Here is a 19,042-nt window from a genome sequence, read left to right as displayed (position 1 = left end):
TGCTGGAGAGTTGCTTTCTACTGCTGTAGTCATGAGAGGATCAGGTTCATTGCGAGCCTGATCCAATCAAGATCCAGCTCAATTTTCAGATCCAAATGTAGCCGATTTAGCAGCTCAATGAGTTCAGCTGCCATCGATAGTTTCTGCAATAAAAGTCTCCTTAATTTGGTTGGTCGAAACTACAGAATCATATTCTCATATGTTCGATGCCGCGCCAAGTCTGCAACCAGTGCTGATTGTTTGACCCTACTGTTTTTTCGAGGTAAAACCTAAATTATAGGGAGAGGCTGTTCATAACGGACAATCTTGCAACCCACTGAAGTGATGTTTCCCATAATACTGCAGTAAGCAATTACCTCTTGCCGCTATTTCTTTTTGAACATTTTATCTAGCAGGGCTTTGGCAACCTTGGGAGATACCTTGTCCGGATAGCCTTTAGGTTTCTTGACTTTGCCTTCCTCAACGAACTTAGAAATCCACTTCATCTGGCTTTCACTGGCAAAGTTGTTAGCGTCAATCCAGCTGCTAAGCGCTTTTGCTGAGCCTTTGGCCGCATCTGGAAGCGGCTGAGATAAGCGCTCAGCTATCGACAAGGCAAACTTGAGCTGTGCTGGACTTGGTGCAGCTGGTTCATCTGTTCGCTCTTTCAGTGGTCCAAGATATGCTCGCAAGGTGTCATAGCTTGCCAGATCTTTACGGGTTAAACGCTTGCCTTCGCGCTCCGCCTTGCCTTTAGCGGCTTTGACCATAGCAGGGCTCGGTTTACGCTGAATATCAAGCTGCTGGCCTTGTTGACCAAGAACATCAATAGCCGTCACTGCAGAGTTGCAAATTTCATGGATGATTTCATCAGCACCGGCACGACCACTCACAATGTCATCAAGCCGAGCTTCCATTGTTGCGGTGGTCGCTGGATCAAGGAGTGAGGGACACCGACCTTGCAAAAGGTGGTAGAGCTGCATAGCCGTATCGCTTGCAAAGAGTTTGCCCTTGGAGACAGTAAGAAAGCCTTGCTTCTTCAAACCTTCAATAATGGTGTCTCTGGTTGCCGGAGTTCCAATGCCCTTGGCTTCCTTCAGCCGTGCCCGCTGGCCTTCATCTTCAACAAACCTCCATGCGTTTTGCATGGCTTCAATCAAAGACCCTTCCGTGTAACGAGCAGGCGCTTTTGTCTTCTTGGCGTCAATGCTGACAGCTGAGATCCCCACGCCTTCACCGTCTCGAACCTGAGGAAGTTCTGCCTCGTTATCTGAGCTCGGTTTGTCCTCGATGAACTCACTGTAAACAGAACGCCAGCCAGGATGGATTGTGGAGCGGCCCACAGTCTTAAACACTACAGCCTGATTGTTCACCGGCACACTGATAGCAATCTGCGTCTGGTGATATTCGTAATCAGGGCCTAGAGAGGCAAGGAATGTCTTGGCTATGAAATCAAACAGCTTTCGCTCATCAGCGTTCAGCACTGCAATGATCTTTGCAAACTGATCAATCACAGCTGGATTGGGGATGATGGCATGATGAGATTCACCAGCTAGTCCGGCATCTGAGAACACACCGCGTTTGCCTGTCCTGATTGTTGGTGCCTGCCAGTCCAGATCCTTCACATAACCGCCGCCAACAAGAGCAGTAAACACAGTGCTTGCTCCCTCAACCATGTTCTCGGGAAGGTAGCGCACCGCAGCGCGTGGGTAGGTTGTCAGCTTGTGGATCTCGTAAAGAGCCTGCGCAACATCTAATGTTTTCTTTGCCGTCCATCCCCATTTTGCAGCTTGCTTTTGCAAGCTTGGAAGATCAACGGGCTTGCCTGGAGCCTGACGCCGGTTTTCTTTCGTGACCTTGGCTGGACCATGCCAGCCGGTGGCAGCAGCGGTGATTGCTTCAGCCTTAGCCTTTTCAAAATAGCGTTCGCTATCTGCAGGTCGGTGGTGAAGCTGGAACACGCCATGTTCACCTTGAACATCTGCAGTCAGTTCAAAGTAATCTCGTGGCTTGAAATCGGAAAGCTCTTGCTCACGCTTGCAGACAATTCCAAGTGTTGGGGTGCGAACACGGCCAATGCCAATAACAGCACGCACACCAGAAGGCACCAATCTGGTCGTTGCGGTTCTTGTTAGACTAAGATTGAAAACCTGATCAGCCTGAGCGCGGGCAACCGCTGCATCATAAAGCGGCTGATACTCCGTATTGGGCTTGGCTGAGGCAAAGGCTGCGCAAAGCGTCTTTTCATCTTCTGCCGTAAACATAGCTCGCAGAACACGGCCCTTATAGCCGTAAAAATGCAAGAGGTTTTCGCCAATCGCCTGACCTTCACGGTCGCAGTCTGTTGCAATGATGACTTGATCGGCATTGCCTAAGGCTCGCTTGATTTTATCAAGGCGCTCACCTTTACCGCTGGTTCTATCGGCCACCAACCCATACCGGCCACCTTGCGGGCGCAGCAGCTCTGAAGACCAGGCTTTCCAATCCGGATTGGCTTCTTCTGGAGATTGAAGCCGCAGCAAGTGTCCTTGCGCCGCCAGTACCTCTCCATATCGAGATCCAACGGCCTTCATGACATTACGGGCTTGTGAGGGTTTTTCTGTAATGACGATTGATTTCATGGTGCCCCATGCAACTAAAATGGTTCATTTTGCGCGTGCTCGAAAAGGTGATTTCTTGAAAGTCTTCCAGAGCGGAGGAGGCACACCAGTCTCAAAATTCAATCTCCCAGATTCTACTTGATGAGCGTGAAACCATGCAACCGTGAAAGATGAAATTCAGTGTGCAAACCTGTCTCAAGCTGCAGCTGGAGAAGCGCCGAGAGAGGAACAGCGTGTGTCTACTAGCAGGGCCTCCATGCTTCGCATTCCGCGCCCAGCTAGTAGGCCCACCCATTGCTTAGCCTAGATCTGATCCTGACGGCTCATATCTAGGGGAACACCCAAGTGCACGCACTTGGATGCACAAACTTCAGTTGCAATTTCTCAAAACTACGTTTATCGAAATATGCATTATACGAATAATGATATTCATATATCGGGTATTTATGGCACTTAAAGAACAGCGCAAAAAGGCAAACCGCACTCAGAAGCAGATGGCTGAAGAGCTGGGGATCTCTCAATCTGCTTATTCCAGGTGGGAGAAAGATCCTGATGGCCTTGATGGGTATCAGCTGGCGGATCTAGCTAAGATCTTGGGGTGTTCGGCCAGAGATCTGCGAACGGATTCTGCAAAAGCTGCTGTCCAAAAAAACAGGATCTTCTTGAGGAGCTTGCGGAAGAGACTAGGGTCGTAAAGCATGAGATGCCGGTCGGGACGCTGAAGCTTGTAATGCAGGGCGGCGTTTATGAATACCCGATCAGCGATGGTGTCTTTTCCTCAATTCGAAACCAGCTAGATCAAGAAGAGCTGAACTCTGACTTCGCCAGGAACAAAAACGTTCTGACATTCCAGACGCTCAATAACAAAGAGCTGCTCGTGAACATCGAGCGCCTAAAATCGTTGGACGTGGTTTATTTACTGGATCAAGACCCGCCTACAATGTTCCATCCAGTGATTTACTTCCTGATAGAGGAAATTCAGGAAGAGTGGGACCAAATGGGGCCGGTCGGAGAAGAGTTGCTACAAGGCCTTACTGAGCAGCGATTAGCGGCCATGTCCGATGAAGATTATGTAAAAGTGAGCTTCTATCAGAAGTTCAATAGTCTGGACGAGCAAACCCAAGACGCGATGCTGGAGCATGAATCTCAGTTTCATGTCAGAGGCGAGGGGCAGAGCGAGAGCTATTTGCTCGATGATACGACTGCTGAAGATCTCGAAATGGCACGTATGAGCATTGATATGGGCCAACGGTTGGGTTTCATCGAAGTCCAGCATTGGGAGGAGGGGCCGTTCAGGATGATCAACTTCCAGCATGCAGATTTGATTGAGATTCCGCAGGTGAGGTTTGACCGGATTTTGGCTGAAAACTCAGGTGCAGAACCGCCAGTGCCAGAGATCCCGAGCAAAGAAATGACTGATTTGTTGGGTGGGCCAATTTTGATGGGGCAATCAGGGTCAGGTGCAGATGATCAAGATCCTGCAGATGCAAAGATCATTCAGTTCTCAAGCGTGTACCGAAAGAACAAAGATAAAGATTGAGGGCAGGGGGCTTTGCTGCGTGCAGGCTTCAAAGTTGTCGATTAGAGAGATTGTTTTATGTCTGATGAAAAGACTTATTCCACTAAGGAAATTGGTGCTGAGTTTTCACAGCTCTTGTTGAAGCTGATGCGGGCCGTTAATCGTCAGGAACCGGATGCTCATTTGTATGAGAATTCGAGGCGGTTGGCATCCATGTTTGAGATGATGTGCAACGCTGAAGATGATGTGACGTTTACTAAAGTTACAGAGCGGGCCGTGAAAAATTTGACCCCGAATGAGGACTTGAGTGATCGGGATATTGAGAAGTTAAACGTTGCAACTGACGCGGTAGGGTTTTGGTTGGAATGTTTGTCTTCAGATCCAGCTGCAAGAGGGCGTAAGTCTCAAAAGTGGATGTCATTCATGCAAAGCTATGAGCAGTACCAAGCTGATTTGAATTGGAATAAGGGCACATCTGCCTAGCGGCAGACCGCGCCAGTCCACGCGCTTGCAGCGCTTACCAAGCCAGCCGTCTCCGCTTCTAAGGTTTCCTAATTTCCCCTTGCCGTCTCTTGCGAGCCGTCAAGGGCAAAACTCAACCTAAGGCGCTCCACCCTCTGTCTCGGCCATACGGGGACTGTCCCTTGTGCAGGCGTCGGTGACGAGGAAAATGAAACGGATTGGGGTGAGGGGCAAGATGGGAATGTGGCTAATTGGTTCTGTCTATAAAAAGATATACATTACAATTAGATAGCTTAGATTTAGTCTTTCGAAAATCTAAGCAAAATGAAGTGTAATGACCGCATGAGACAGCGAAATGATAACACAGAACCAGTACTTGAACAGCTTGCGTAAAGCCTATGATTTCGGCCAACAGGCAAATCTCAATATTGTCCTTGCCTTAACAGAATTAGCCGGCACACCCCTGTTGCAGATTGACAATTTGCAAGATGCTGCAAAGCAGTTTGAAAAAGCAGCAAAACTGCTGCGTGAAACCGCCGACCTATCTGATAAAACCCTCGAAAATAATGTGATTGAGAAAACGAGCGTTGATCAAAAGGTGGTCAAACAGTTTAGGAATGATTTGGAAGGTTTGAGTGATCTACAACTATCAAGGGAACGCCATGATGTTGAAGGACGACTGGACGAAGATACACCATGGCTAGAAGCCATATGCGCTGAGCAGAGAATTCGGGCTGAGAAGCTCATGAGTGAGGAATAAGAGGAGTAAGATTATGGTGACGTTTCTCATAATTCTGGCGGCTATAGAAACTGTACTCATGGGGTTGTTTATTACTTGGGGTGGGTATGCTTCAGGTAAACGTATTGCTACTTGTGTAAAGGCTGGGATCGCAAATCTCATCATGGCCATATCAATCCTCATCGCTGGATTGGTCGCGGACAATGGACTTGTAACAGTGATGTTAGTAGTCGTTGCGGCCTGCATTCAGGTTTCTACTCTGTCTGATGTAAGCAACGCAAAGCAAGTGCGCCCCTCCATTGATGAACTGAAAGAACAAGAGTGAGCATACAATGTCTAATGGTACTGCAAAGCTGATACCGCTGATTATTGTTATTGTTGTTCTTGTTAAAAGCACTTGCCGTACTTAAGTGAGTACAACCGATATTATCTATAAGAGGATTTTATGATTTTGATTGCAATTTTGGTATTTTTAGTAGCTATCACTCTAATTTTACATGCTTATTCGAAATATATAAATGTCCAAATCCAAGAGGATTTGACGGTTCAATATTACGGAATAGGCGCACTGTTATTAGTTGTTGGGACATTCAGCTTGGAGATAGTTAAAGAGTCCACTTTGATAACTACCAGCGGGCTGCTGGTCGGCGCTATTTGTGCCCTTATCGTTATGAAGCGACAGTACCAGAGTTTTCAGAAGCTCCGCATTTCAAAAAGTGAAGCTTCGTAATTTAGCTTGATCCTACGGTGCAGCACAAGCGACACGAATAAAGGTAGGCAAATCTGCAAATCGGCATCAGTCTCATGGCGCTATGTGTCGTGAATTGCACTTATCCGTAGCTCGGATTGCAAACATCCGGATTTTTCGCTCGAATTATCTGCGTCTATCTGAGAGGCCAAACTCACATTAAATGCGAATGAAATCACATTACTTGCGACGCGATCGCAATCATCCGACGCGGATCACTTTATTTGCGAATAGCTGTAGAGCGGACCAAATTGATCGTTTAGTGCCGGCGCAAAAACTCTGATCAAAACCCCGCGATTGTATACGATAAGAGCCCTAACCAGATGTTCTCTCGCTTTCATCAAAGACCGTGCCTGAGGGATTAAGGGATGCCTGGAGCTTTCTGAGGCTCCACTCTAGCTCTGAAAGCCTCTTATCCTGGAGTTCCCGTTTTGATTTTCCTTTATGTATCAATAGCTGGCCATTTTTGGCCGAGGTCTGGCCAAAAATGGCTTAATTTGATGCTGCGGAATATTGCTCGTAGTTCTGCAACTTTACTCCTCTTATGAGCGCCGATAAATTACTTTACCAAGCCTTTTCATAGGGTTGAAAGGGATGGCGGTGTTATCAGGGACTGCTTCTTTAACCTGGTATGCAAGTTGCAGTTGTGTTGGCACGCTGCTGCAGACTGGGGTCTGGGGCCGTGGCCCATTGTTGTCAAATGGGGTTCATTTATTTGTTTTGCTGCGTCTATCCGCACATGGAGGGCGCTCACCAGGAGCATACTATGCCAACACCCGCTTATATCACCATTGAAGGGTCAACTCAGGGTCCAATCACGCAAGGCGCGTTTACTGAAGATTCCGTCGGTAACGTGTGGCAGGAAGGCCATGAAGACGAGATCATGGTGCAGGCCATTGATCATACCGTCATCATTCCTCGTGATATCCAGTCCGGCCAGCCAGCTGGTCAGCGCGTGCACACTCCGTTCAAGTTCACCTGCTCCATGAACAAGTCCATCCCGCTGCTGTATAATGCGCTGGTCTCTGGTGAGATGCTGCCGAAGTGTGAAGTCAAATGGTACCGCACCAATTCTTCTGGCAAGCAGGAGCACTTCTTCACCACCTCATTTGAAGATGCGCTTGTAACCAACATCGAGTGCGGCCTGCCACATTGTCAGGATCCGAAGAATGCTGACTTCACTCAGCTGATCACCATTGAACTGTCTTATCGCAAGATCATGTGGGAGCACACAGTCTCCGGCACGTCTGGTGCTGATGACTGGCGCGCACCTGCTGCTTAAGTCTCCGTTTCTGACGGAACTAGAAGTCAGATCCGGGCCAGCTTTGGCCCGGACACTGCCTATGGGTGAGTTTAAGCCAATAGGCAGTCCTTGATTTGGGTCTGATCTGCGGAGTTGGAATATGCAGTTTGTCTCTGGCAAACCCTCAGAGAAGCGCGGTTACCTGCGTAGCTTCTTTCGAAGCCTGTTGTGGCGAAGGCGCAAGGTAGAGGCGGTCGCAGAAGCTGCACCCAAAGAGTGCGAGCCGGCAGGCACGGCGCATGTCGTCTTGCAAGGCCGTGACCGGCCTGAGCGCTCGTCAGATGCGCTACACGAAGACCTGTCCGAAGAGCTGGAGATCCGAGGCTTTCTGGATCAGTTTCCCGGCCACCGCTTGATGGTCAAACCCGGGGAACAGCCGCACAAGGAGATATTCTGATGGTCTATCCGCTCGCAGAGCAGAGGCTGGCACAGCAACATGGTGCCGCTCATGATGTAAACCCGGTTCAGGATGAGGCAATAGCGGTTTCTCTTGAGGCGTTTGCTCAGGCTATTGTGGATGCCCATCAAGGCATGGCGCTTATGACCGGTGGCGCTTTAGATCTGGCCACCTTGCCCGGCACATTGCTGGACAGCCGGTCAGGACATCAGCTTTTGAAAGAGATCGGTATTAAGGGGCGTTATTACACAAAGATAGCCAATGGGAAGACCTACGTGATCTTCAAAGGCTATCCTGCAGTACGCGAGTTTCTTAAGGGGACACGATATCTGTCGTCCTCTCCAAAGGTTGTTGCTTTTGGAATTGGACCTGAAGCCATTCGGGCAGGTGGCCGGGCGAACGCGATCATCATGATCACCTGCTATGTGGCCCTGGATATCATGCAGTTCATCATGAGCGATACGCAGCTTTACAGTGAACTGTTTGCCAACATCATTGTCGATGTGGCGATCGGGGCTGTTGCCATCGGCGCTGGTATGGCTGCCGCAGCAGCTGGAGCACTTCTGGCCGGTGCTATCACGACAGTTGCTATTCCTGCCCTTGCCATTACGGCTGGTGCCATTGTTGTTGGCATGGCAGTGGGCATGGCGCTTGGACAACTGGACAAGATGTTTGGCCTGCGAGAAAAACTGTCTGCTGCCCTGCGCTGGACTTGCGAGGCTGTTGAGCGCGGCCTTCAAAAAACCGGACAAGTCATTCGCGAAGCACAAGTTTCTATGCGCCAGAAGGTGGAAGAGCTTGAGCGCCGCAGCAATCGGTTTTTCTATGAACTGGAACGCGAGACCATCTGGCACTTTGGCGGCCCTGATCTTTATAACCAGATCTACAGGCGGTGATGATGATCAACTGGTACATCGATAAGACCATTCAATTTGGCCAGTGGATTGGCCGGGATCCGCGCCGAGCCCATGGGTTCGCTGCCGCGCTCGATCTTTTGATGGTGTTTTTGGTGTGGAGTACGATCTCTGACTTTCTTTATGCGCAGCAGGTCATTGAGCTTGGACAGGATCACTTCGAAATTGCTCATGGGATCCAGGCTTTGGCTCTTGGATCTGTTGCTATCCCCATTGCTCATTTTGTCTTTACGCCCTGGGGCCATCAACGGCTGCAATGGTCCGTAAAGACATACCTCATTCTCATTTTTGGATCGCTCCTGGTCTTTGCGATCGCCGGAAACTTATGGGCGCAATCAATTGGGCAACGAGCGCGAGACGAAGGGTACCAACTCTGCCAGAACGAGTTATTCGCGCCTGCAAAGGCCTTCCATACCTATGTGCGCCCAGGCACTTTATGTCCCGCTGATGAATGGCATTCCAAACCCTATCCTCCACCGGGGTGAGATCTCAACTAAGTCCGCCAGACGACTTTTAATTGTTATGCATCCTTTGTTTTTTCTTTTGCCAGTGAGTTTGTTATGAATGCTATTGTCCAAATCCCGCAGCTCTTTCAACAACAAGATCTGGCCTTCACCTTTGCAGCACCTGCGCAGCCGGAGGCCGGATTGCTGGTCACGGGGTTCTCGGCAACAGAGCGCCTGAATGGGCTCACGCAGATCCAAATTGAGCTTGCCAGCCCCGACAACGCGCTGGACTTGCATAGCCTGCTGGATACGCCTGCCACGCTGACTATTCATCACAAATACGAGGGTGCGCCATCTGTCCGGAGTGATTGCTGAGATTGCCCGCGGCAATGAAGGCCATCACCGTACCAGTTATTCGCTCACACTGCTGCCCAGTCTGCACCGTTTGGCCCATGGCTCGGACTGTCGAATTTTTCAAAAGAAAAGCGTGCCCGAGATCGTCAAGATCCTGCTGAAAGAACACGGCGTTGAGGATGTAAAGTGGGATCTGACCGAACCTCATGAGGCCCGCGAATACTGTGTGCAGTACAGGGAAAATCACTTAAGCTTTCTAGACCGCATCACGGCAGAAGAAGGCATTTGGTACTTCTTCACCTATGGTGCCAATGGCCAGCATACGCTGCATTTCATTGATAACCCGCAGATCGTCTCCGAGCTGCCAGACCAACCAGAGTTGGAATACAATGCCATGGCTGGTGGGGTGGTCAAAGGCGTTTATTGCAACAGCTTTATCCTGCGTGAGCAGCTGCGCGCCACCAGCTTCATGCAGCGCGACTACTCATTCAAAAACCCACCCTATAATCAGCAGCATGCTCATCAGCGCGGTGAGGACAACGGCTCTGCAGGCGACTACGCGCTCTATGAATATCCGGGGCGTTACAAGGCGGATGATGTCGGCAAGCCATTTACAAAGCACCGACTGGAGGCGGCTCGGGTTGAGGCCACTACAGGGCACGGGACAACCAATGCCATCCACCTGATGGCCGGGCATCAGTTTGCGCTCACAGACCACCCGAATAGTGACTACAACATCAAGTATCATTTGCTCACCGTCTCACATCAGGGCAGTCAGCCGCAGGCCGTGGCAGAGGAAGCCGGCAGCGGCACCACCACCTATAGCGCCGGGTTTGAAGTCATGCCAGCCCGCCTGCCGTACCGACCTAAGCTAAGTGCAAAACCGCTCGTAGATGGACCACAAATAGCCCATGTGACTGGCCCGGAAGGCGAAGAGATTTACTGCGATGAGCATGGCCGGGTGAAGGTCTGGTTCCCTTGGGATCGCCACGGTGCCAAGAATGATACTTCGTCATGTTGGATCCGCGTTGCCTCCAACTGGGCCGGCGCCAGTTGGGGCTATATCGCCATCCCACGTATCGGTCACGAAGTCGTGGTGGATTTTCTGGAAGGCGACCCGGACCAGCCGATCATTACAGGGCGAACCTATCACAACAACAACCGTACACCGAACAAGCTACCTGACTTTAAAACACGTATGGTTCTGAAGTCAGATAGTCATAAGGCAGATGGCTATAACGAGCTCCGCTTTGAAGATGAGGGCGGACAAGAGGAAGTCTGGTTCCATGCCCAGAAGTTCCACAACGGCGTTGTTGAAGATAACGAGACGTGGAAAGTGGGGGCTAACCGCCACAAACGTATCGAAGGATCTCAGTCTGAATCTATCGGAAGTTCAAAAGACATTGAGGTGGGTGGTGATCACCGTGAACATGTGAAGGGGTCCGAACATACACAAGTTGACGGGTCCGCACTGCGCCAGATCAAGATCAGTGATTTCCTGAAGGTTGTGGGAGATAAGGTCACTCATGTGGTGCGCAATGCCATCACGCTTGTTGATGAGAATTGGCGTTTGGAGACCAAGGGCAAGCAGCACTTTGAGAGCGGAACAACCCATTACATCAACGCAGGGGATGCTGTGGTTATTCAGGCAGGCGCGAGCATAAGCCTCAATGTTGGTGGCAACTTTGTCAAGATCGACAAAGGCGGGGTGCAAATTGAAGGCACCCTGGTGAAGGTCAACTGCGGCGGTTCTCCTGCCAAGGGTGCCCCAGTCTCTCCAATGGAGGTGATGAAACCTGCTGATTATTCCGGACCTCATGCACAGCGCTATGCACGTTCATTTGAGAAATAGGAGAGGTCTATGTCAGGAAAACCAGCTGCGCGTCTTGGTGATATTGGCTCTGGACATGGTTGTCACTATCCGCCAACACCCGCCATTTCCGGAAGCCCAAACATTTTGATCAACAACCGCCTTGCTGTGCGTCAGGGAGATGCCTACGCGCCGCATCCATGCCCGGTCTGTCCGTCACCACCCCATGGCAGATCATTGGCCTCCGGGAGCCCGACTGTCCTGTTTAACAACAAAGAAGCTGGGCGACAGGGAGATCCGATTGATTGTGGCGGGGCCGATTCAACCGGCTCCGGAGATGTTCTGATTGGCGGTGCATCACCTCCAGGAATGAGCCGCTCACCATTTTGCGAAACGTGTGAAGACAAAGCCTCTAAAGGATAGCAATGGTGAGATTGACAGAACGATTTGAGGCGATCTGCGCGCAAGCTGCAACGATTGATGCCAAACCATACTTGGTGCTGGATGCATCATGGCAGGAAGATCTCGCAAGTGAGATCAGAGCAGCTGGTGAGACTGGCTGGGAACCACTTATGGGATCACCTGCTGAGAATAAACAAGATGCGCATGCCCGAACTCCACTGCTCGTTGATCTGACAATCTATCCTGCGGCTCTAGCCCGATGGCTGAAGGAAGGTTTCCCGGAAAAGCTTGGCATTATTATCTTCTCGACAGCAGCAATCGAAGAGCTTCGCACGTCCTTAAAACGCTTCTTAAGTGTGATAACGCCGGAAAGTGGGAAACCGGTTTACCTGCGGTTCTATGATGCCCGTGTGCTTTATTGTTTCCTGCGACATGGCTTTCCAGAACAGTGGCAGGATTTCTTCAAAAACATTGATTTGATCGCAGCACCTTATGACTACACATCAAGCTTTGCTGTCTATCGCCTTCGCGGCGAACAACTACAGCTCGGCATTGAGACCAAAGACGGCTTAGACTATCGCTGGCACAAGCATGAAAACCTAGACCGAGCAGTAGAAAACTACCGTGCAACTTTCCCGTTCCGCGAGATCGAGCAGCGTCAATATGATGACATGATGCACTGCGCACAAGTCAGCTTTTACCACGAGATTGAACAGTTCCTGCGCAAAGCCTTTCCTAAGGAGACGAGTGGGGTCCTACGGAAAGACTTGATTGAGTTCATAGGAGCACAAGAGAAAGTCGCAATCAATGAGGGTTTTAATGGTGAGAACTGTGCTCTCTATTGGGTTCTTATGACTATGATATGCGGAACTAAATTTTACGAGGAAGAATATATGGGGCGTTACTTATCCATCCCATGGTTTTCTCATGAAAAGCGTTTGTTGGATATTCTCGCGGCTGCCAATGGTTACGCTGAAAATCCTCACATCCAAGAACTTACAATAGAGGTTGGCTAAATGGGTTGGGGAACACTAGCTAGGGAAGCAGCAAAACGAAACTCTCAACTTCTATTTGCACCACGTCCTAATTCAAAAAATATTAAGCAGACCGAGCGGAAAGTCAAAGAACTTCTGGAGAATCTGACTAAACCAAAACGTAAAGTTGATCCACCTCCTTTAGTCTCTCCCGTCCCAAAAGGGGAAGAATCTAAGAAAACCAGGCCAAAACGCAAAGACGATAATTGTTGCGAAGGCGCAACCTTCCTGAAAAAGTGGCCATTGAAAAATAAAAAGGCAAGTTTAGTTCCTGATATTGGTTGGTTTGATTGGAATAAAGAAATCAACGGTCAGAAAATTGACGGTCAACGCATTATATGGAACAGAGGCTTCATCTTCCAACTCGAGATTACTGAAAGTATTTGCGGCGGCTTGGAGTATAAATGCAAAGACAACTCAGGAAAAATCGGGTCAAGCTTTCAATGGGCCGATGGATTAAATCCTGGTGTCTGCAATATGATTGAAGTTAAATATGCTCTGCATGAGACCACATATACAGCCGAGAAAGCCCTAGATAAAGAAACGACGCATCTATTGAAGTTACATAACCAATTCAAAAGATACGCTACAATTTGCAATGATCCTCGCCGGATACCAGAACTCAAATGTTTGGCTCAAGTAGGATTAGAAGTTTATGTCAACTGGGCAACAATGGCAGAATATTACAATGAGTTACTAACAATCTATAGTATTCCTGGGCCAGCTATAGAGGTGCGTTTACCTAGAAATGAAATAAAAACTGATAACAACTCTCGGAGGGGGCCGAATGATATTGAGCCATGGGCAGACGAAACGGGTTCAGTAATTTGAGTATTTTAAAGGGCAAATAAATGAGTCAGTTATTGGAAAAATATGGCCTCGATGTTTTTGATGAACATGAGATGTACATTAATCTTCTAGTTGAACAAGAACTGATGAAGATTGACTTCAATTTCTCTGATGTAAAGGAGTTGATCCAAAACTCTTTTATCGTGGAGAGAGAAGATCAATCTATCGTAGTTCCAAAAATTGAAGAAGATTATGAATTTACAGTAAGATTAGACGAATTAAACCCAGAGGAATTTAGTATCATCTTGCAGAGATTTCGAAGTTACAACCCTTCAAAAGGTGAAAAATTTCTGAAAAGTATTTCGATGAACTCACATCCTAGATTAGTATCTTACTTCTTAAAATCTTTTTAGAAAAGTTCTCAAACGAGGGCCTACTATATGGGATGATAGAAGTATTTTTCTTTAAAATTGATCGAGAACTATTATCTGAAGATCTCTCTAAATTAAGTGATATTGAAATTTGTGAGCGCCTTTATTTGCCTCTTCCATCTGATCACTTACTTTATAAGATTAATCAGGGTGGTTGGGTAGATGACGATGGAGTCATTCATCAGTATCCGTAAAATAGAAAAGTCTTTGTATTCAAAAAGCAATGAATGAACATTCAATTTCTGCTATCGAAGCATGGATAGGGTTGCACATTGAACTTGAGAGTTGGCATCTGAAGGTTGAGTTGGGTGGTGCGGAAATACACCCGCTCGAAGATGGTGCCAATCTAACTTACTTGACATTTTTGGAGAACTTCCCGGCAAAGAACTGGTCCATGATTGGAGACGGGGCAGGATGGACGCCGGTAGCTGCCATGGCTCTTTCATGGTGTGAGGGCGCAACTTGGGAAAGCGTATTAAAAGCGTGGCAATCCATTGAAAGTCTTGATCTGGAATCTGCAGTCTCAAACTTAGCTGCTCAAATGACCAACCCAAAGTTCTTGCCTGAACCTGACCTTGCGAGCGTGTTGAAGCTCGGGCAGTCTCCGGGGGAGCCTGGGTGTTACTCTCGGCGTTAAAGCTTCATGGCAAATTGGTGCAGTATGATCAGGCACAGGTTCCTCGCAGTTCGGTGCATTCGATCCTCTGGCCATTGATAAAAGAGCCGATCTGAGCAATGAGTTTTTATTGAAGCTGATCTAAGCCCGTTTAGGAAACGAAGGTTTCCAAGACAGGCAGATTACTCAAAAACTTGCACTGAATTTGCTGATAAAATTAGTCTACTTATCCTGTATGGAAATCATCGTATGCCCTCAAGTAAAGCAGATGGGTTTCTGGACACCTTCGCATGATGGTTTGCGAAGCTGGCATGGATACTGAAGCTACGGAGCTACACAAGTCGCTGATGGGAAACCTATTTTGCTATTCGCAAATAAAGTGATTTGAGCCGGATGATTGCAATCGCGACGTAAACAATGTGATTTCATTCGCATTTAATGTGAGTTTAGCCCCTCAGATAGACGCAGATAATTCGAGCGAGAAATCAGGATGATTGCAATTCATGCGCCGGATAAGTGCAATCCGCCACAGCTATGTCCAGTCTCAGGAATGTGAGCCTATCTCACATAATGTGCGCTCGTTCTCACTTAATTTGAGCCCAGCTGGATTTACAGTCTCAAATAATCTGAGCCCAAAATCGCGATGATCTCAAGCCCGCCACATTATGATCTCAAGTCCCTACAGCTATGAAACCATAATGTTCAATGGGCCGAATACATCAGTGCCGCATGATCATATCGTGAAGAAAATTTAGATATTAATTCGCGGTTCGATTGATCAGAGAGTTGAAAGCGGTAACATGATGGCTCTTGAAGTTGCTGAAGCTCTGCACTGTTGGCGGGCTGCTACGGCATTTTTGCCGTAGCGATGAGGCACTAGTTACATATAGTACATCAATCCCAAGACTTTATGGAAGACGAATACGATCCCAAGCGTCGCCACACCATTGCCTTGCACGGTCTTCTTCTTCATAGCAGTTTTCGGATTCTGACGCCATCTTGTGCACTTTGTTGGCATTCAATTCTTTTTTCTCTGCACGAGCCATACACTGTCCATAGGTTACGTTACCCTGAGAATCTCGATCACGTTTCAAACCTTGGATGAAGTCATCCCAAAACTGTATCTGTTTGTTGATGTTTCGCTTTGTAGTTTTATCTTCTGGCGCTTTCTCGCCGTCTGCCAGTGTGGGGCTTGCTACAAGAAAAAAAGCGCAGATGATGGGTACAATTGTCTTAATGAAACTCACTGATTACCTCCTGTTTGAATATTACGGCTGAGACATCAATAATAATCTTAGCAGCTGGTACTTATAGCCCCCGATAAATAAGGGATTAGGGGCGCCGTAATCGTGCAGTTTCAGAACTCACTCTGTATCTGGAAATCAGCTTAGGGGCTTCGCCCCATCGCTGGAGCAAGGACTAAAGCCGCTTCGCGGTCTCCAGGCCGGTCTCCCCATCCTTCCTTAGCTTTGCTTGTGCCGGCAGACCGGCACCGCAAACCTGCGTGCAGGACTCGACCTGCAGCTGCAGGTCGGCTTTCGCGCTCATGCGCTCAAGTGGGTGATACCCCTCCGGCCTTCCGATCCTTGCACCGCTCCCCCCGCTGTCTTCGACAAGAAGAAAGAAACGGACCTCAAGCGGGAGCAAAACACATGATTATCTCAGACGCCCTCTCAATCCTCGGCTTGTCTTCAGGTGCTAGCCAGGACGAAATCAAAGCGGCTTATAAGGCAACGGCCAAAAAGTACCACCCAGATCTGAACCCAGACACCAGCGCTGCAGGTGATGAGATGATGAAGCTCGTAAACGCTGCTTATGATGCTCTTAAGAATGCCACCAGCACCGAAACTGAAGAGGCTACAAACAGCAACTACGGAGAAGAACTCAACACCGCATTGAACGCGATTATCAATCTGGATGGTTTGGAGATTGAAATTTGCGGTTCGTGGATCTGGGTGAGCGGTAACACCAAGCAACACAAAGACGCCCTGAAAGCAGCCGGTTTCAAGTATGCATCCAAAAAGAAGAAGTGGAACTACCGCCCTGCAGCTTGGTGTTCTAGCAGCCGTGGCCGGTATTCAATGGACCAGATCCGCGAGCGTCATGGCAGCGTTCGTCCATCCAAAACGCACTTTGGTTATGCATCTCTTGAGGCTGCAGCGTGACGCTTTCTGAAACAGTAATGCCAGTTGCCAAGCTGCTTTTCGAGGGAGAGGGTAAGATCCTCTCCCAAGATCACCTTGTTACCGTTGAATCTCAGGTGGGAGCTTTGGTCATCAGGTTTTTTTCAAGCAAAAGACGGATAGTTGTGACGGCCAACTTGCGTCAGGATTTGGGAGATAGCCAGTACTGGCGAGACCTGAAACCGCATGCCATGCCCGATGAGAATGTTGAGTTGCGGCGGACCTTTGCGCCAGGACGATTTAGAACACAAACTCAGCAAGTCCTTACTCAAATCAACCGCGATATCGTCACGCCTGCACTACCCCGAGCCTATAAAGCGTTGGCCGAAGTCGCAGAACACGAGCGCAAAAAACGGAAGATTGCTGAGACAATAAAGCGAGCTGCGCCCATGGAGGCTGAAGTCAACACGTTTGGCAGATACAAGCTGACAAAAGCCATACGCAAGTTTGACCCTCAAGCCATCGGGTCGATTGAGGTCAGAGCAGATAGCGAATATTGCGAAATCGAGATCCGGAGCTTGTCACTTGATAAAATGGAAAAGCTTGTCGCGTTTCTCAATGAGGATTGAAAAGAGAAGGCGAGGGGAGCCCTCGCCTTCTTGTAACTTGTGAAACGATTTGAACAAGTGGCCGGTGCTCAGCGGGATCTGCCAGATCCCACATCGCACTCACTCCGTTCATAAGGTGACGTATGAGACAGATGCAGTAGCGACTTGAAACGTCCAGGTCTGTCCAGGCGCGTTTGAAGGCTGCAAATCGGCGTCATAGGCCCAGGTCCAGCCAGTTGCACTTGGAGCCCAGAAGTTGAGAGTAAGGCTCATGTCGGATTGAGGAGCTTGTGAGGATCTTCGAACTGTAACTCCATTGACTAGCCAGTTGATGCCATTGGGTGACCAGATGATATGCAGATCGATAGGATTCCCGAACACTTGGGCAATGGTGTTTTGCTCAGCTGCACCTTGAGCGCTGTCATAAAAAACATTCGTGTTGATCTGGGGTGCAGGGTTGTTCCAGTATTTTGAGATCAGCTCAAAATCTATTTCATCTCTCTGATCTTTGCTCTGATTGAGGAGGTTATAGGCAAACAAGGCGGCAACAGCACCTTTGGGCATCGAAGTCGGGCATATAACGCGTGCATGGAAGGCCACTTTTGCATAGCTGCTCAATCCCCATTTCTCGATTGTACTGATCTGGGTGCCAAGCAATGCCGAATGGTCAGGGGATCGCGGGTCAAACGTACTCAGTCTGAGCTGAGCGTGACCATTCTTTACAGGCGTGCAACCGATTTCACCGGTAAAATCTGTTGGGTTCCTCAGGGCCGTTCGCCCTAGAAATGAGGGGTTGTATCCTTTGTGCCAAATTGGGCTTGTCCAGACAGAACGATCCACGTCCGGACCATCGGCAAAAGCAAAATTCTTCGTGATCCAAGGTCCAGGATCAATGGTTTCAAGTAAGTCACTTCTGGCATCCATAATCTCATCCTCGGCATCTGTATGATTGATGAGATATCGTAGCGCGAGGGCATGACTGCTGCATTGGATCTTACGAGGCAGAGTTACGACCGCGTAAAGCAGCACAGTTAGTCAATAACTAAGTCCCCGCTCAGTTTGTTCAAGGCGACCTGCAAGCAGGCAGAGCGACCAGCTTCCTACGCTGCGCTTCGTGCAGCCGGTCCCCTTCGGTCGCCCTGACCTTGATCAAACTGATCGGCTCCAAATGACAAGGAAAGTGAAGGCGGGCCTCACATTGAGGCTGCTCACTTACCAGGTCAGGAGAGCCGGACATGAGTGCAACGATCTTAACTTTTCCAACCAAACAGAACACGATGAGCCGCAAGGATGTAATCTCATTTTCTGAAGCGCTGGACGCTGCGTGGGATGCTTCCTTGGAGGCAACGAATGTTTTTGTCGAAGAAAACGGCGACTACTTTTCTGAAGGTGGTGCTTATGTCGTGTTTGATGACCTCAACGCCCCATTTGTGCGCCTTTTGAAGGTAAAGGGAGTAGGAGAGGCTATGATTTGCGGAGGCTGGAAGGTGTCATTGCTTCTAGGTCTGCCCTACAAGTCCAGCTGCGTTTATGAGGCAGGCTGCAATGCCTTTGTTGAAGAGCTAAAGCTACGCAAGATTTCAGCGCGAGTAGTCACTTATGAGGATGGTGAAGAGTGACCGAGACGTATCCTTATACGCAACTTGGATTGTAGTGCTGCGGAGAAGATTACAAACTTTGTTATTCCAACGCGGCACTAACATTACAAACATCATTATACCGGAACATCCTGAGACTTATGTAAGCAACAAATAGCGCTATGATTGTT

24 protein-coding genes are annotated in these 19,042 nt (G+C 48.8%); 21 read left to right on the top strand and 3 right to left on the bottom strand.

The annotated features are described in order from the left end of the window. Positions 1–365: 365 nt before the first annotated feature. On the bottom strand, positions 366–2,600 hold the full coding sequence (locus QT397_02470) for a DNA topoisomerase (protein WNZ54024.1): 2,235 nt from the start codon (positions 2,598–2,600) through the stop codon (positions 366–368). A gap of 473 nt (positions 2,601–3,073) precedes the next feature. On the opposite strand from QT397_02470, the gene QT397_02465 reads away from it, so the two are divergent. From QT397_02465 to QT397_02380, 18 genes are all read left to right on the top strand, one after another. Beyond that, positions 3,074–3,274: a helix-turn-helix transcriptional regulator gene (locus QT397_02465; protein ID WNZ54090.1), complete on the top strand. Its 201-nt coding sequence runs from the start codon at positions 3,074–3,076 to the stop codon at positions 3,272–3,274. Further along, positions 3,178–4,119, top strand: coding sequence for a hypothetical protein (locus QT397_02460; GenBank protein ID WNZ54093.1), 942 nt, complete (start codon positions 3,178–3,180; stop codon positions 4,117–4,119). Before QT397_02465 ends, QT397_02460 begins: the two co-directional genes overlap by 97 nt. Before the next feature lie 57 nt (positions 4,120–4,176). Continuing rightward, a complete protein-coding gene (locus QT397_02455) occupies positions 4,177–4,581 on the top strand; it encodes a hypothetical protein (protein WNZ54023.1) in 405 nt (134 codons plus the stop codon). Between the two features lie 334 nt (positions 4,582–4,915). Further along, positions 4,916–5,320: a hypothetical protein gene (locus tag QT397_02450; GenBank protein WNZ54022.1), complete on the top strand. Its 405-nt coding sequence runs from the start codon at positions 4,916–4,918 to the stop codon at positions 5,318–5,320. A 13-nt stretch (positions 5,321–5,333) separates the two neighbouring features. Beyond that, on the top strand, positions 5,334–5,624 hold the full coding sequence (locus QT397_02445; protein ID WNZ54021.1) for a hypothetical protein: 291 nt from the start codon (positions 5,334–5,336) through the stop codon (positions 5,622–5,624). 120 nt (positions 5,625–5,744) lie between these two features. Continuing rightward, the gene (locus QT397_02440; GenBank protein WNZ54020.1) at positions 5,745–6,029 is read left to right on the top strand and encodes a hypothetical protein; all 285 of its coding nucleotides are present in this window, start codon (positions 5,745–5,747) and stop codon (positions 6,027–6,029) included. A 784-nt stretch (positions 6,030–6,813) separates the two neighbouring features. Further along, complete coding sequence (locus QT397_02435; GenBank protein ID WNZ54019.1) at positions 6,814–7,329, top strand: Hcp family type VI secretion system effector; 516 nt, start codon at positions 6,814–6,816, stop codon at positions 7,327–7,329. A 121-nt stretch (positions 7,330–7,450) separates the two neighbouring features. Beyond that, positions 7,451–7,747, top strand: a complete 297-nt coding sequence (locus QT397_02430; GenBank protein ID WNZ54018.1) for a hypothetical protein — start codon at positions 7,451–7,453, stop codon at positions 7,745–7,747. Beyond that, positions 7,747–8,643: a hypothetical protein gene (locus tag QT397_02425; GenBank protein WNZ54017.1), complete on the top strand. Its 897-nt coding sequence runs from the start codon at positions 7,747–7,749 to the stop codon at positions 8,641–8,643. Before QT397_02430 ends, QT397_02425 begins: the two co-directional genes overlap by 1 nt. After that, positions 8,643–9,146 (top strand): hypothetical protein, encoded by a 504-nt coding sequence (locus QT397_02420; GenBank protein WNZ54016.1) that lies wholly within the window; start codon positions 8,643–8,645, stop codon positions 9,144–9,146. Before QT397_02425 ends, QT397_02420 begins: the two co-directional genes overlap by 1 nt. Positions 9,147–9,221: 75 nt before the next feature. Continuing rightward, on the top strand, positions 9,222–9,482 hold the full coding sequence (locus QT397_02415; GenBank protein ID WNZ54015.1) for a hypothetical protein: 261 nt from the start codon (positions 9,222–9,224) through the stop codon (positions 9,480–9,482). After that, positions 9,472–11,313, top strand: a complete 1,842-nt coding sequence (tssI, locus tag QT397_02410) for a type VI secretion system tip protein TssI/VgrG (GenBank protein WNZ54014.1) — start codon at positions 9,472–9,474, stop codon at positions 11,311–11,313. The genes QT397_02415 and tssI overlap by 11 nt, the downstream gene beginning before the upstream one ends. Positions 11,314–11,322: 9 nt before the next feature. Then, positions 11,323–11,694, top strand: a complete 372-nt coding sequence (locus QT397_02405) for a PAAR domain-containing protein (GenBank protein ID WNZ54013.1) — start codon at positions 11,323–11,325, stop codon at positions 11,692–11,694. Between the two features lie 2 nt (positions 11,695–11,696). Then, entirely contained in the window at positions 11,697–12,689 is a 993-nt protein-coding gene (locus QT397_02400; GenBank protein WNZ54012.1) for a DUF4123 domain-containing protein, read from the top strand. Next, entirely contained in the window at positions 12,690–13,538 is an 849-nt protein-coding gene (locus QT397_02395) for a hypothetical protein (GenBank protein ID WNZ54011.1), read from the top strand. 20 nt (positions 13,539–13,558) lie between these two features. After that, entirely contained in the window at positions 13,559–13,909 is a 351-nt protein-coding gene (locus QT397_02390; protein ID WNZ54010.1) for a hypothetical protein, read from the top strand. Positions 13,910–13,941: 32 nt separating this feature from the next. Further along, the gene (locus tag QT397_02385) at positions 13,942–14,121 is read left to right on the top strand and encodes a hypothetical protein (protein ID WNZ54009.1); all 180 of its coding nucleotides are present in this window, start codon (positions 13,942–13,944) and stop codon (positions 14,119–14,121) included. Between the two features lie 29 nt (positions 14,122–14,150). Further along, complete coding sequence (locus tag QT397_02380; GenBank protein ID WNZ54008.1) at positions 14,151–14,564, top strand: hypothetical protein; 414 nt, start codon at positions 14,151–14,153, stop codon at positions 14,562–14,564. 887 nt (positions 14,565–15,451) lie between these two features. Here the strand turns inward: QT397_02380 and QT397_02375 are convergent. Further along, complete coding sequence (locus QT397_02375) at positions 15,452–15,790, bottom strand: hypothetical protein (protein ID WNZ54007.1); 339 nt, start codon at positions 15,788–15,790, stop codon at positions 15,452–15,454. A gap of 405 nt (positions 15,791–16,195) precedes the next feature. Between QT397_02375 and QT397_02370 the strand changes: the two genes are divergently transcribed. Further along, positions 16,196–16,708, top strand: a complete 513-nt coding sequence (locus QT397_02370) for a J domain-containing protein (GenBank protein ID WNZ54006.1) — start codon at positions 16,196–16,198, stop codon at positions 16,706–16,708. Beyond that, positions 16,705–17,295: a hypothetical protein gene (locus tag QT397_02365; protein WNZ54005.1), complete on the top strand. Its 591-nt coding sequence runs from the start codon at positions 16,705–16,707 to the stop codon at positions 17,293–17,295. Before QT397_02370 ends, QT397_02365 begins: the two co-directional genes overlap by 4 nt. Positions 17,296–17,403: 108 nt before the next feature. Here QT397_02365 and QT397_02360 read toward each other — a convergent pair whose 3' ends face one another. Continuing rightward, entirely contained in the window at positions 17,404–18,198 is a 795-nt protein-coding gene (locus tag QT397_02360; GenBank protein ID WNZ54004.1) for a glycoside hydrolase family 16 protein, read from the bottom strand. A gap of 311 nt (positions 18,199–18,509) precedes the next feature. On the opposite strand from QT397_02360, the gene QT397_02355 reads away from it, so the two are divergent. Beyond that, positions 18,510–18,893, top strand: a complete 384-nt coding sequence (locus tag QT397_02355) for a hypothetical protein (GenBank protein WNZ54003.1) — start codon at positions 18,510–18,512, stop codon at positions 18,891–18,893. The last annotated feature ends 149 nt before the right edge of the window (positions 18,894–19,042 follow it).

It is taken from the genome of Microbulbifer sp. MKSA007 (genome assembly GCA_032615215.1).
Lineage (GTDB): Bacteria > Pseudomonadota > Gammaproteobacteria > Pseudomonadales > Cellvibrionaceae > Microbulbifer.
Note: the sequence above shows the minus strand (reverse complement) of the source record. Positions and strands in the feature narration are given on the sequence as shown.